Below are 13,316 nucleotides of genomic sequence, written 5' to 3'. Positions count from 1 at the left end.
GTCACGCTGCGCAAAACTGACTGCTATGGAGTGATACAGAGCACTTATGCGCAAGGTAGGCGACGCTCCCCACAAAGGTCAAGAGCCGTTCGGTGCGGTCAGCTCCGCGAAGCGGACTGTTCGGTCGATGCCGGCCCCTCGGCCCGCAACCGGCGGTCGAGCAGGCCGAGCAGCACCACGGTGGCGACACCGAGCGCGACCAGGCTGATCCGGTCCAGCGCGGTGTGGGTCTGCGCGACCACCCCGAACGCGGTGTGCGCGACCAGCGCCCCGGTGATCGCCGCGAGCCGGTGCCGGCCAGTCCACCCCGTCGTCGCGGCCCAGCGCCGCAGCGCGAACCCGGCGCACCCGGCGAGGACGGCGGCGGCCAGCATCGGCAGCAGCGCCCGGTCGCCGTGCGTGAACGCGGGCTGCGTCGCCCCGCCGAACGGGAACAGCAGGCCGAGGAAGCCGAGCGCGGCGGCGCCGCAGGACAGCCCCACCGCGAGCGGCCGGGGCGGGTTCCCCGGCCGCGCCGCCGACACCACGCCGGGCAGCACCCGCAGGGCCAGCACCCCGAGCACCGCGATCGACGCGAGGATGGCGAGGAAGGCGGGCAGCGGCAACAGGTAGCCGGGGTCGGCGGCAGGCGGCACCGACACGCGGACCAGGCCGGCCCCGAGCAGCGCGACGATCCCGGCGCCGACCACGCCGCCCGCCCGCAGATAGGGCGCCTTTCCGGTGCTGGGGAACAACAACTCGACCAGCGCGATGGGAATCGCGACGCTGAACACCGCGTGGTAGGGCAGGTTCAGCTCGGTGTATGCGGTGTTGACGCCGAACAGCCGGGGCACCCAGCCCGCCGCGCCGTACAGCCGCGGGCTGGTCAGGCTCTGCAACGCGAGGCCCTCCTCGACCAGGCCGTAGGCCAGGCCGAGCAGCAGCACGCTGAGCCAGCCGCCGCCTGCCCGCCGGACCAGCTCGCGGACCAGCAGCACCCCGGCCCCGTAGATCGGCACGTACAACAGCACCAGCCACAGCATCCGCATCGGCACCGTGCCGAGGGTGAGCTCGGCGACCGAGGGAGCCACCGCCACCAGGGTCAGCGCCGCCCACCGGTTGCCGGCGCGGCGGGGCCCGGCCGAGGACTTCGCGAAGCCGGCTCGCAGCACCCGCCGGTTGACCGCGAACACGAGCGCGGCCAGCAGCGCCAGCTGCCCGACCTGCACCGCGCGCAGCCACCCCGGATACGCGCCGGTGAGCAGCAGGTACCCGACCGCAAGCACGCCGACGGCGGAGATCGTCCGCACCCGCAGATACGCGCTGCGGACGCCCCGCCGCAGCTGCCGCGCGACCCACAGATAGCCAAGCGACACAAGGAGAATCGGGATCGGCCTGGTCCACAACGTCAACGCCAGCTGGTCCCTGGCCTGGCCGGTGGTCGCGACCTGGTGGTCGAGCACGCTGTCCCGGAACACCAGCGTCAGCGCGGCGAACACGATGCTCAGGCCGAGGTTGCCGAACAACAGGATCAGCACCAGCCGCACCGCTTTGTCGTGTGCCGTCTGGGTTGTGGCGTCCCGCGTCGTGGAGTCCCGCTGTGCCGTCATGGGCACCGACGCTAGGAGCCGGACCCGCCCCGTCGCCTCGGGCGGCCGACCGATCTTTCGGCTACGACTTCAGGATGAGTCGCGCGGGCGCACCAGTCCGAGGTCGTAGGCCAACACCACGGCGTGCACGCGGTCGCGGACGCCGAGCTTGCGCAGGATGGCCGACACGTGCGTCTTCACCGTCGCCTCGCTCACCACCAGCTGGGCGGCGATCTCGGCGTTGGACGCGGCGCGCGCGACCAGCCCGAGCACCTCCGTCTCGCGGTCGGTCAGCTCAGCCAACCCGGCGGGGCGAACCGGGGCGGCGGCCGGCAGCGTTCGCACGAACCGGTCGAGCAGCCTGCGGGTCACCGTCGGCGCGAGCAGCGCCTCGCCGCGCGCCACCACCCGGATCGCGTCGACGAGCTCGGCGGGCCGGACGTCCTTGAGCAGGAAGCCGCTCGCGCCGGCCCGCAGCGCGTCGTACAGCGGCTCGTCCAGGTCGAAGGTGGTCAGGATGATCACCTTCGGCGGGTTCGCCGACGCGGTGAGCCGACGCGTCGCCGCGATCCCGTCCGTGCCGGGCATCCGCACGTCCATCAGCACCACGTCCGGCCGGCACTGCTCGGCGAGCCGGACGGCCTCCTCGCCGTCGCCGGCCTCGCCGACGACCTCGAGATCGTCCCGTGCCTCGATGATCATGCGGAAGCCGCCGCGCACCAGGACCTGGTCGTCGGCGATCAGCACGGTGGTGGTCACGTGGAGTCCTCTGGTGTGGTGCGCTGGGCCGTCGGCAGCAGGGCGCGGACCAGGAACCCGCCGGCCGGGTCCGGCCCGGCGTCGAGCGTTCCGCCGAGCATGGTCGCGCGCTCGCGCATGCCGAGGATGCCATGCCCGGCACCGTGATCCGCGAGCCGGCCGCCGCCGCGACCGTTGTCCCTGACCTCGACCAGCAGGTGGCCGTCGGCGACCCGCACGACCACCTCGGCCCGGCTCGCGCGCGCGTGCCGCAACGTGTTGGTCAGCGACTCCTGCACGATCCGGTACGCCGAGAGTTCGACGCCTCGGCCGAGCGGTTCCGGACTGTCCAGGCGCACCACCACGTCCAGGCCCGCCGTGGACACCGACCGGGCCAGCCGGTCCAGCTCGGACAGGCCGGGCTGCGGCTCGCCGGCCCGCTCGTCGTCGACGGACCGGACCGTCAGCAGGAACCGCCGCAGCTCGGCCAGCGCCTCCCGGCCGCTGGACTCCAGGTCCCGCAACGCCTTCCGCGCCTTGGCCGGGTCGAGGTCGAACACGTCGTCGGCGGCGGACGCCTGGATCACCATCACCGACACGGTGTGCGCGAGCACGTCATGTAGCTCGCGGGCGATGCGCGCCCGCTCCTCCAACACCGCCCGCCGCGCCTCGGCCTGCCGGCGGGCCGACCTGGCCCGCCCCAACGCGCCCCAGCTCCACGCGAGCAGCGCCCCGACCACGGACAGCGCGGCGGCGACCCAGTGACCCGTGGACGCGGTGGCCGCCGTGCCGAGCAGCACCGCGCCGGCCAGTCCCCACATCGACACCCGCGCCGGGCGCAGCCACGCGAACGTGCACAGCACCACCAGCGTCACGCCGGGCCCGATCGCGGGGCACAGCAGCTGGATCCCGGTGCCGGCGCTGAGCACGACGGCGGTGACGAGTTCGGGGCGCACGCCCATCCACCACATCGCCCCGGCCTGCGCCAGCACCAGCGCGGCCACCAGCGCGCGGCCGGCCCCCACCGGCAGGCCGGTCGGGGCGGCGAGGAAGAACACCGGACTCAGCGCCGCCAGCGAACACACCACCAGCAGCGCCCGCCACCGCTGCGGCAACGACGCCTCGAACTGATCCCGCACGCTGCCCGACGCTACCGCCAGAGCGTCCCGAGAGGCCTCATCTACCCACCTCAGAGCGTCACGAGGAGGGCCGCGAGTCGCCAGGTGCCGCCGTCGGGGGCGCGCGGGACGTCCTGCGGGTGACCGCGAGTGCCAGGTCGGGGTGGCGGCGCAGCAGCGCGCCGAGGGCGACCTCGGTCTGCACCCTGGCCAGCGCGGCGCCGAGGCAGAAGTGCGCCCCGTGCGCGAAACCGAGGTGGCCGGGGGAGACCGGCGTCCGACTGACGTCGAGCCGGTCGGGGTCGGCGAACGCGCGCGGATCCCGGTTGGCGGACACGATCGCGGCGGTGACGCGGGCGCCCCTGCCGATCGGCACGCCGCCGATCTCGCAGATCACCTCCATCGGCAGCGGCCGGGCGAAGTGCGGCAGCAGGTCGACGACGCCGTCCTCGGCGTGTCCTGGCAGCTCGTCGAGCAGCCGCTCGACGATGGACTCCATCCTCGGCCGGAACTCGGCGGCGCGACGCGCGGTGAACGCGGGCGCCACCAGCCGCGCCACTCGTCGAGGTCGGTCGCCTCGCCGCCGCCACCCTCAGTCCACGGGCGAGGAGCGCGCTTCGGTGAGGCCCGGGTACTCGTCGAGGTCGATGTCGTTGGCGACCCGGTCGGCCATCCGCAGCATGAGGCGCAACAGGACATCGGACCGGAACGTCAGGTCCCGCAGCCGGATCCGCAGCCGACCGCCCGGCGCGAGGAACGGGCCCGCGTTGCCCCTGCCGGCCATCCTCGCGTAGCCGCGCAGCTTCTCCTCGTACCGTGGGAAGGCCACGCGGTGGTCGCCGCCCGCCGCGACCAGCTCGCCGGCCAGCACGTACGCGCCGACCACGGCCAGCCCGGTGCCGAACCCGCCGAGCGTGTTGCCGTGCGCGGCGTCGCCGAGCAGCGCGACCCGGCCCGTGGCGAGCCGGCTCGTCCGGACCCTGCTGATCGAGTCGAGATACACCTCGCCCGCCTCGCCGATCCTGGACATCAGCTCCGGCAGCCGCCAGCCGCCGCCCCGATAAGCGTTGCGCAGCAAGGCTTTCTGCTGCTCGCCGTCGTAACGGTCATAGTCGAGCCGCCGCGAGGCGAACACGAAGAAGGCCGGCGCCTTAGGTCCGCCGAGCGCGACCATCCTGCCCGGCTCGTTGTACATGACGGCGTCGCCGCCGACGTCGCCGAGTTCGACGAGCGCGTAGTAGTGGCCGAGGAAGCGCACGTGGTCGGACTCCGGCCCGAAGGCCAGCCGCCGGACCCCCGAGTGGATGCCGTCCGCGCCGACGACGAGGTCGACCGTGCGCGGCGCACCGCGCTCGAACGTCACCCGCACGCCGTCGGCCGTCTCGGTCAGCGAGGTGATGGCGTCGCCGTAGACGTACTCGCAGGTCTGCGCCGTCCGGTCGTGCAGCAGCTCGGCCAGGTCGCCGCGCCGGATCTCGATCTCCCCACCGGTGAACTCGGCCGGGATGACCGCGAGCGGCCTGCCCGCCGCGTCGATGATGGTCTGGTCGCGCCCGCCGGTCTGCCGCCGCAGCACCTCGTCCAGGATGCCCATCCGCGCCAGGACCGTGCGGTGGGCCGCGCCCTTGAAGTCGACGGCCTGGCCGCCGGGCCGCGGCGTCGACGCCCTCTCCACGACCGTGACCGTGTGGCCTGTGCGGCTGAGCCAGTACGCGAGCGCCGGGCCGGCGATGCTCGCGCCCGAGATGAGGACGGTGGTGTTCTTCATGCCGGAGACCCTCGCCCGCACCGCTGACGATCCGTCGATGACTGGCTGACAGTCAGCCCTGCGGCGGGTCGGGGGTTGTCAGCGTCGGTTCCCGCGACACCGCGTCGAGGCTGGTCAGCGCCTCGTCCGGCGTCAGCGCCGCGCCCATGGCGAAGGCCTCGGCGGACGCGGACGCGCCGAGGAGGTCGCTGGCCAGCTCGGCGGTCCGTGCCACGTCGAGCTGGCCGGCCACTGTCGTGCCGCGCAGCGCGACCGCGACGCCCAGCAGCCACGCGGCGCGTTCGGCCCGGCCGGTCAGCAGGGCCGCGTCGGCGGCGCCCTCCACCGCGACGGCGAGGTCCGAGCTCAACGGCGACCGTCGCGCCTCGACCAGCGCGTCGCGGAATCGGTCGGCCGCACCGGAAAGCCGGCCGAGCGCGACCAACGCCCGCACCCTGACTCCCACGGAGCCGAAGTCGCCGGCCTGCGCGGACTCCAGCGCGCCGCCGAGCAGGGCGGCGGCCTCTCGGGTGGCGCCGCGTCGCCGGGCCAGTTCGCCGAGGCCGAGCTGAACCGAGGGCGGCGCCCCGGCACGGCCGGCCGAGGCGCTCAGCTCGGCGGCCCTGCGGTAGTCCTCGGCCGCGCCGTCGAGGTCACCGCGTCGCGTCGCGCACTCGGCCCGGCGACACAGCACGTCGACGCACTCCTCGCCTGCGCCGAGCCGCTCGAAGTTCGCCAGCGCACCGGACCACAGCTCGTCGGCGCTGCCCCACTCGCCCCGCCACCCCGCCGCGTGCGCCAACCAGTCCAGCGCCTGCGCGGTGCCCCACAGGTCGCCGAGGTCGCGGAAGCGCGCCAGCACGTCGCGCAGCTCCCGTTCGCCGTCGGCGAGCCGCCCGCCGAGCAGCCAGTGCAGGCCCCGGCTCAGCAGGCCGAGGGCCTCGTTCCACGGATCGGTGGCCAGCGGCGGCTGGTCCGCCGGGGTCGGCCCCCACGGCCCGAAGGCCATGCCCCACACGGCCGCGCCGAACGGGTGCCGCAGTGTCGGGCCGATCTCTCGGAGGAAGCGGCTCGCCCTGGCCACGTGCTCGGGCGCCGCCCTCGGCACGGCGTGCACCACGCAGCTGACGTACTCCTCGGCCAGTGCGGTGTCCGGGAGCGTTGTCGACCCGCCGAACGTTTCTGGACGCCAACGCTCCAGTTCGGCCGGCACGTCGTCGAGCAGCTCGGCGGCGATCGCGCCGACCTCGCTGCGCCGGCCGCTCAGCCACCAGTACGCGGACAGCGCCGCGATCAGCCTGCCCGCCGTGGCCCGGTCCTCGCGCGCCGCCCAGCGCAGCGCGGCCAGCAGGTTCTCGTGCTCGGCCGACAACCGCGCGAGCCAGTCGAGCTGGCCCGCCCCGCGCAACTGTCGGTCCGCCCGTCTGGCCAGGTCGAGGTGGTGGCCGGCGTGCGCACGGCGCAGCGACACCGACTCGCCCGCCTCGGCCAGCCGCTCCGCGCAGAACAGCCGGATCGTCTCCAGCATCCGGTAGCGGCGGCCGTCGGTCTGCACCAGGGACCGGTCCACCAGGTCGGCGAGCACGTCCTCGGTGTCGGGCACGGCGCAGACCGCCGCGACGGTGTCCAGCGGGGCGCCGCCGGCGAACACCGCGAACCGCGCGGCCAGGGTCCGCTCCGCCGGGCCGAGCAGGTCCCAGCTCCAGGCCACCGCCGCGGCCAGGGTGCGGTGCCGGGCCGCGGCCGTCCGGTCGCCGCGCGACAGCAGCCGGAAGCGGTCGTCCCCGTCCAGTCTGACGGCGAGGTCGCCGACGGTGAACTGCCGCAGCCGCGCCGCGGCCAGCTCGATGGCCAGCGGCAGCCCGTCGAGCGCCGCGCAGATCCCGGCCACCGCGCCCGCGGTGTCCCGGTCGACGACGAAGCCGGGCCGCACCGCCGCCGCGCGGTCGGCGAACAACCGCACGGCGGGGTAGGTCACGGCGTCCCGCGCCGGGGCGTCGGGCGGCGCGGTGTCCAGCGGACCGAGCGGCAGCAGCGTCTCGCCGGTCAGGCCGAGCGGCTCCCGGCTGGTGGCGAGGATGGCCAGCCTCGGGCACTCGGCCAGTAGCGTGGCCGCGAGCCGGGCGACCGACGCGACGACGTGCTCGCAGTTGTCCAGCACCAGCAGCAGATCCTGGGTCAGCGCGGCCACCAGGCGACGGACGGGATCGGTCGCGGGGAACCGGAAACCCGGCTCGCGCAGCCCGAGCGCGTCGAGCACCGCCTGTGGCACCTGGGTTCCGGTGTCGACGGTGGACAGGTCGACGAAGCACGCTTCCCTCGGCCCGACCGACTCGACGGCCAGCCGGGTCTTGCCGACGCCGCCCGGCCCGACGATGGTGACCAGCCGGGTGTCCCGCAGCTCGGCCAGCCGCGCCAGTTCGCGGTCCCGACCGGTGAAGCTGGTGAGCCGGGTAGTCGGGCCTCGGCGGCCCGGCGGCGCGGGCCGCTCCGCCCGCAGGATCGCCAGGTGGATCGCGGCCAGCTCGGGCGACGGGTCCGCGCCGAGCTCGTCGGCCAGCAGCCGCCTGAGGTCGTCGAACTCCGCCAACGCCTCGGCGGGCCGGCCGGCCGCGTGCAGGGCGCGCAGCAGCAGCCCCCGCGCGCGCTCCCGCAGCGGGTGCGCCGCGACCAGCTCGCGCAGGTCGGCGACGGGGCTGACCTCGGGCAGCGCGAGCCGCGCCTCCGCGAGGTCCTCCGTCGCCGCCAGTCGCAGGTCTTCCAGCCGCGCGGCCTGGTTTTGGCCGTGCGGCAGGTCGACCAGCGCGGGACCGCGCCACAGCCCGAGCGCCTCCCGCAGCGCGGTGGCAGCCTCCGAGGGCCTGCCGGCGACGAGCAGCCGCCGCCCGTCCTCGGCCAGCCGCTCGAAGCGCGTGGCGTCGACGGCCTCGGGGTCGGCGTTGAGCCGGTAGCCGCCGCCGTGGAACTCGATCAGGCCGGCCGGCAGGCCGCGCCGCAGCCGCGACACGTGCGCCTGCACGGCGTTGGTCGCCCCGGCGGGCGGATCCTCGCCGTACTGGCCCGCGACGAGTTGCGCCGCCCGCACCACGCGGCCCTGGTGCAGCGCCAGCAGCACCAGCAGCGCGCGCGGCCTCGGCCCGCCGACCGGGATCGCCACACCGGCGGCCGACCGCACCTCGAGTGGGCCAAGGATGCCGAACTGCACCGGCCGATTCTCCCCGCGCACCCGAGCCGGCTGGTGTGTGGGGGTTCCTGCGGGCGCCGGGTGCGATGTGCGTTGGTGGTCAGTTCTTCTTGACCGCGTTGAGCCTGCGGACCACGGCGCCGCCGTCGGTCGGGCCCGTGCTGCTGACCGTGGTCGCGGTGTCGAACCTGGTGCAGGCGTTGGTCTGGAGGACCACGTCGCGCTCGCTGCCCCAGCCCTGGCCGATGTAGTAGCCGTAGTTCGCCGCCCAGGAGTTGCTGCTCGGGTCGTAGCTGTACCAGTAGAGGTTGCCGTCGTAGCTGGAGACGCCGTAGAGCAGGTCGCCGCCCGGCGAGCTCAGCGACTTGAAGCCGTTCCAGCCGCTGCCGATCGCCGCGGTCGGCTGCACCAGCACCGGCACGGCCGGGTTGGTCCAGAAGTTGATGTAGTAGCGGTACAGCGCGCCTGCGGGGGTTCTCGCGTACACCGCGCCCCTGCTGCTGGCGACGATGCTGTTGTACTGGGTCAGCCCGCTGGCCAACAACGCGCCGACCACGTCCCAGTTCTGCGTGGCCACGTTGTAGTAGGAGGCCTTGAGCGCGCCGGTGGTGTCCAGCGTGTAGATGACGCCGTCCTCGTCGATGCTGATGCGGTTGCGGGTCTGCGCCGAAGTGTAGGACCAACCGCTGGCGATGGTGCGGTACTGGGCGCCGCCGCCCATGTCGTCCCAGTTGGACCCGTTGAAGTGCAGCAGCCGCATGCTTCCCCCGGTGGTGATGCTGATCAGGTAGCCGCTCGGGCCGGCGAGGGTGCGGCCGGTCCAGCCGGAGCCGATGGGCTGCTGGTCGCCCCAGTTGAAGCTGCCGCCCGCCGGATCGTCGTGCTCGTACATCCAGAGGTCGCCGCCCGAGTGCACGGTGAACAGCGGGGCGAGCCCGTACGGCGCCTGGAGAGTTCCTGGTCCTGCCATCTCGCTCAACTCCGGAAACCTTGTCGGGCCGCGGTCTGTCGTGCTTGATCAGCCGTGCAGCAGGGCGGCGCAGGTGTCGACGATGACCCGCTCGACGGTGTTCGGCGCGGGCGGTGTCACGCCGTTCGGCGACGCCTTGAAGGGCACGGGGAAGCCGTAGAACATCGGCCAGGTGCCGTCGCCGCCGATGGTCACGTCGTCCGTCCAGCCCGCCTCGTAGCCGAAGTGTTTGGTCCCGCCCGCCCAGATGGTCGCGTCGCCCGCGACGTAGCCGCACACCTCGTTGGCGTAGGCGGCGATCCACATCGGGCCGGCCGCCAACGCCTTGAGCTTCACGTGGTACTCGCTGAGCACCTCGTGTGCGAGCCCGAAGAGGTTGAGGCCGCCCAGCTTCCACAGTTGGATGGGCATCGGGAACGTCTGCGTCAGGCCGTTGCCGGCGATCTGGTCGAGCATCACCGAGGCGTGCCGGTAGGCGTAGTCGTCCGGCGGCAGCGTGTCGAGCCGCTGGCGGAACTTGTCGCGCAGCTGGACCACCGCGGCGGGGTTACCGAGGTCGACGGCCAGCGGCAGGTTGATCTCGGTGAGCTGGGTGCTGATCGGCCCGGTGACCGCGGTGAAACCGCCGTGGCTGACCAGGTTCAGCACGGTGTCGGCCAACTGCTGGCCGAGGCTGACGACCTGTTGCGGTTGGTGCGGGGTGAGCGGGTCCTGGTCTCCCGCGGTGCCCTGGAGGAACAGCGCGGGCACGCCGAGCGCGGCCGAGATGGCCTCTGCGGCGAAGCCGGCGTAGTCGCTGTCGAAGGTCTCGTCGTAGCCTCTGGCGACCGGATGGCAGTTGTAGCCGAACAGGACGGCGAGCGGCGCGTTGGTGGATGCGTTGCGCGCCAACAGAACCGGCACGTCGGTGAGCACGGTTGGCAGCTCGGCCCTGTTGTAGCCGATCTGCACGTTGCCCTCCGCGTACCCGAGGGTGACCGGCGTCAGGTCCTGCGCCAACGTGCTCTGCACCAGCCCGACGAGGTCGTCCATGAAGATCTGGGTCGACCCGTTGATCGCGTCGATGTCGGCCGGTTGCAGCCCCATCAGGATGTACGGGTCGGGGCTGATGTCGCCGATGAACGGCCCGGAGTGGGTGTGGCTGGAGACCATCATGAAGTCGGCGGAGTTGCTGATCATGCCGAGGACCTGGTCCCTGATCGCCTGGTGCAGGTCGCGCGGGACGCCGACCACGTCCACCCGCAACAGCACCTTGGTGGACACGCCGTCGTTGAGCGCCACGCAGTGGGCGCGCAGCCTGCGGGCCACGTCGCCCTGGTTGCCGCGTGGGACGGCGCCGTAGCCGCCCATCCACAGGCTCGGCCACGGCGGGGCCACCGGGGTGTAGTCGAGCGTGCCGACGGCCATGGAAAGACTGGTGGGCATCGGAACTCCCTTCGGTCGGACCGCGCCGGTCAGGTGATCTGGGTGACCGCGACGCACGTCGGCGTCGTCGCGGCGGGGGAGGGGAGTGTGGTGATCTGGGTGGTCGTGGCGGTGTCGACCACCGAGACCTGCGCGTCGACGGGGTTGACGACGAAGACCTTGTCGCCGCGCGGCGCGATCGCCAGCTGGCCGCGCGCGTTGCCGTTGTCCACCTGCGTGAGCACCCGGTTCGCCGCGGTGTTCACCACGGTGAGCCTGGCCGGGGTCTTCCTGCCGGTGTAGAGGCTGACGAAGGCCAGCGCGCCGCTCTGGCCGAGGGCGAGGCCGCCGGGGTATCCCGCGAGCACCGTGTTGCCGGTGCTGGCGAAGGTCGTCGGGTCGTAGGAGGCGAGCGAGTTGAAGGACGCGACGAAGAGCCGCGAACCCTTGCTGTCCATCGCGATCCGCAGCGGCGCCCGACCCGTCCGCACCGTGCCGATCACCGCGTTGGTGGCCGTGTCGACCACCGAGATGTCGCTGCCGCGCTCGTCGGCGACGAAGACCCGACGGCCGTCCGGGGTGATCGCGAGCTGGTGCGGCAGCAGGCCGGCCGCGATCCTGGCGACCACGGCGCCGGTCGCCGTGTCCACGACGGCGACGCCGCCGGTCACCCCGTCCGCGGCCCGCGATCCCGAGGCCACATAGGCGTGTGCGCCGTCCGGGGTGAACACGATGGAGTTCGTGAAGCCGCCGACCGCGTCGACGCGGCTGATGGTGTTGCCTCGGGTGTCGATGACGGTCAGCCCCGGCGCGAACTGGGTCGCCACGAACGCCGTCCTGCCGTCCGGCGAGGTGGTGATCGCGTTTGGCCTGGTGCGCAACGGAATCGAGCCGGTCGGTGTGTTCGAGTCGGTGTCGACCACCGTGATGCTGCCGTGTCCTGCCCGGTCCGCGTGGCCGATCAGCGTGACGGTCCTGGCGGCCTGTCCGCTCGGGACGGTCGGCGCGGCCAGCGGTGCGGCCAGTGCCGACAGCCTGGTGCCCGCGACACCCGCGGCGCCGGCGAGGACGGCGATCAGCAACCCGCGTCGGGAGAGCCCTCGATCCGCAGCCATGGGGTATCCCTTCACCGGGGTCCGATGGTTGTCCTTCGCGTGGGTGACACCGACCGTTATCACGGAGCGTGAGAGAGTAGAAAAATGTGGCCGGTTTGAGATCTGTCAAGGGTGATCTGCGACACACCGTGTATCGGTCGTCGCACGCTGTTCATCGTCTCGGTAATCGGCGGAAAGCCCTGATGGGGGACGATTCCGGGCGCAGTCGCTCGTGGTCGACCCGATTTGTCGAGTCGACGGGGCGGGCCCGACATCTCGCCGAATGACTACTACCGGTGATGACACGGTGAGTAATCGTCACCCCCCGCGCCACTAGGATGTGCGTCGATGGTGCCCGGGATCGGTGGAGGTTCGACGGTGGCGAAGCGGCGGATTCCGGTCGTCGTGGTGGCCGGGTTTCTGGGCTCCGGCAAGACCACGCTGCTCAATCACCTGCTCGCCACCAGCTCGGGCGCCAGGATCGGCGTCGTCGTCAACGACTTCGGCAGCATCAACATCGACGCGATGCTGGTCGCCGGGCAGGTCGACTCGATGGTCTCGCTCGGCAACGGCTGCCTGTGCTGCGCCGTCGACTCCGCCGACCTGGACGTGCTCCTCGACCGCCTCGCCGAGCCGGCGCGGCGCATCGACGTGATCGTCGTCGAGGCCAGCGGGCTCGCCGAGCCGGCGGGTGTGATCCGCCTGATCCTGGCCAGTGACAACCGAAGGATCAGCTACGGCGGACTCGTCGAGGTCGTGGACGGCGCGGAGTTCGACCGCGCCAGGGCGGCGCATCCCGAGCTGGACCGGGACCTGCGGCAGGCGGACCTGGTGGTGCTCAACAAGAACGACCGCCTCGACGAGGCCGAGCGCCGCCGCGTTCTCGAGCTCGTCGGGCGGCTGAGCGGGGGCGTCCCGGTCGTGCCGACCTCGCACGGCCGCGTCGATCCCGCGCTGCTGTTCGACCGGGAGCCCCGGCCGGCCGGCGGCGCGGACGACCGCCAGCTGTCCTTCGACACGCTGCCGGAGTACCACGACGGTTCCGCCGACCACGCGCACCACGACGGGCCCTGCGACCACGAGCCGCATCTGCACAGCTCCTACCTGAGCGTCGCGTTCTCCTCGGACCGGCCGATGGATCCCGGCCGGTTCATGGACTTCCTCGACGGGCGGCCGACCGGCCTGTACCGGGCGAAGGGCTTCGTGCACTTCGACGCCAAGGGGTATCGGCAGAAGTTCACGCTGCACACCGTCGGCAGCTACCTGTCGTTCCAGCGCTCGCGGTGGTCACCGGACGAGCCGCGCGAGACTCGGCTCGTGCTCATCGGCACGGGTGTCGACACCGGGGAGCTCCGTCGCGCGCTGACGAACTGCCTGCGCGGCACCGAGGATCCGTCCGAGGGGCGCGAGATGTTCCGCGTCCTGCGGCACACCCGCTGACCGGTCGCTCGGCCGGTGGGCGAAGGCCGTGCTCTGCTGAGTCGCAACGGATC

The 13,316-nt window shown here is 73.1% G+C and carries 10 protein-coding genes; 1 reads left to right on the top strand and 9 read right to left on the bottom strand.

The genetic code is table 11. From position 1 onward, the window contains the following. Positions 1 to 98: 98 nt before the first annotated feature. The 9 genes from F0L68_RS18540 to F0L68_RS18500 all read right to left on the bottom strand — a co-directional run bounded on the left by F0L68_RS18540 (position 99) and on the right by F0L68_RS18500 (position 11,844). Positions 99 to 1,589, bottom strand: a complete 1,491-nt coding sequence (locus F0L68_RS18540) for an AF_0692 family protein (RefSeq protein ID WP_149850863.1) — start codon at positions 1,587 to 1,589, stop codon at positions 99 to 101. 69 nt (positions 1,590 to 1,658) lie between these two features. Further along, entirely contained in the window at positions 1,659 to 2,327 is a 669-nt protein-coding gene (locus tag F0L68_RS18535; protein WP_149850862.1) for a response regulator, read from the bottom strand. Next, positions 2,324 to 3,445, bottom strand: a complete 1,122-nt coding sequence (locus F0L68_RS18530; RefSeq protein ID WP_188316657.1) for a sensor histidine kinase — start codon at positions 3,443 to 3,445, stop codon at positions 2,324 to 2,326. Before F0L68_RS18530 ends, F0L68_RS18535 begins: the two co-directional genes overlap by 4 nt. A gap of 58 nt (positions 3,446 to 3,503) precedes the next feature. Further along, on the bottom strand, positions 3,504 to 3,983 hold the full coding sequence (locus tag F0L68_RS18525) for a cytochrome P450 (RefSeq protein ID WP_438672294.1): 480 nt from the start codon (positions 3,981 to 3,983) through the stop codon (positions 3,504 to 3,506). 33 nt (positions 3,984 to 4,016) lie between these two features. After that, a complete protein-coding gene (locus F0L68_RS18520; protein ID WP_149850861.1) occupies positions 4,017 to 5,192 on the bottom strand; it encodes an FAD-dependent monooxygenase in 1,176 nt (391 codons plus the stop codon). Positions 5,193 to 5,244: 52 nt separating this feature from the next. Then, positions 5,245 to 8,376: an AfsR/SARP family transcriptional regulator gene (locus F0L68_RS18515; protein ID WP_149850860.1), complete on the bottom strand. Its 3,132-nt coding sequence runs from the start codon at positions 8,374 to 8,376 to the stop codon at positions 5,245 to 5,247. Between the two features lie 79 nt (positions 8,377 to 8,455). Further along, entirely contained in the window at positions 8,456 to 9,325 is an 870-nt protein-coding gene (locus tag F0L68_RS18510) for a tachylectin-related carbohydrate-binding protein (RefSeq protein WP_223198924.1), read from the bottom strand. 48 nt (positions 9,326 to 9,373) lie between these two features. Then, the gene (locus tag F0L68_RS18505; RefSeq protein ID WP_149850858.1) at positions 9,374 to 10,750 is read right to left on the bottom strand and encodes a hypothetical protein; all 1,377 of its coding nucleotides are present in this window, start codon (positions 10,748 to 10,750) and stop codon (positions 9,374 to 9,376) included. 29 nt (positions 10,751 to 10,779) lie between these two features. Beyond that, positions 10,780 to 11,844 (bottom strand): YncE family protein, encoded by a 1,065-nt coding sequence (locus F0L68_RS18500; protein WP_149850857.1) that lies wholly within the window; start codon positions 11,842 to 11,844, stop codon positions 10,780 to 10,782. 357 nt (positions 11,845 to 12,201) lie between these two features. Here F0L68_RS18500 and F0L68_RS18495 point away from each other — a divergent pair, with 357 nt between their 5' ends. Next, positions 12,202 to 13,263 (top strand): CobW family GTP-binding protein, encoded by a 1,062-nt coding sequence (locus F0L68_RS18495; protein WP_149850920.1) that lies wholly within the window; start codon positions 12,202 to 12,204, stop codon positions 13,261 to 13,263. The last annotated feature ends 53 nt before the right edge of the window (positions 13,264 to 13,316 follow it).

This window comes from Solihabitans fulvus, assembly GCF_008386585.1.
Lineage (GTDB): Bacteria > Actinomycetota > Actinomycetes > Mycobacteriales > Pseudonocardiaceae > Solihabitans > Solihabitans fulvus.
The sequence above is the reverse complement of the archived record's forward strand: the minus strand, read 5'-3'. Positions and strand labels throughout refer to the sequence as shown.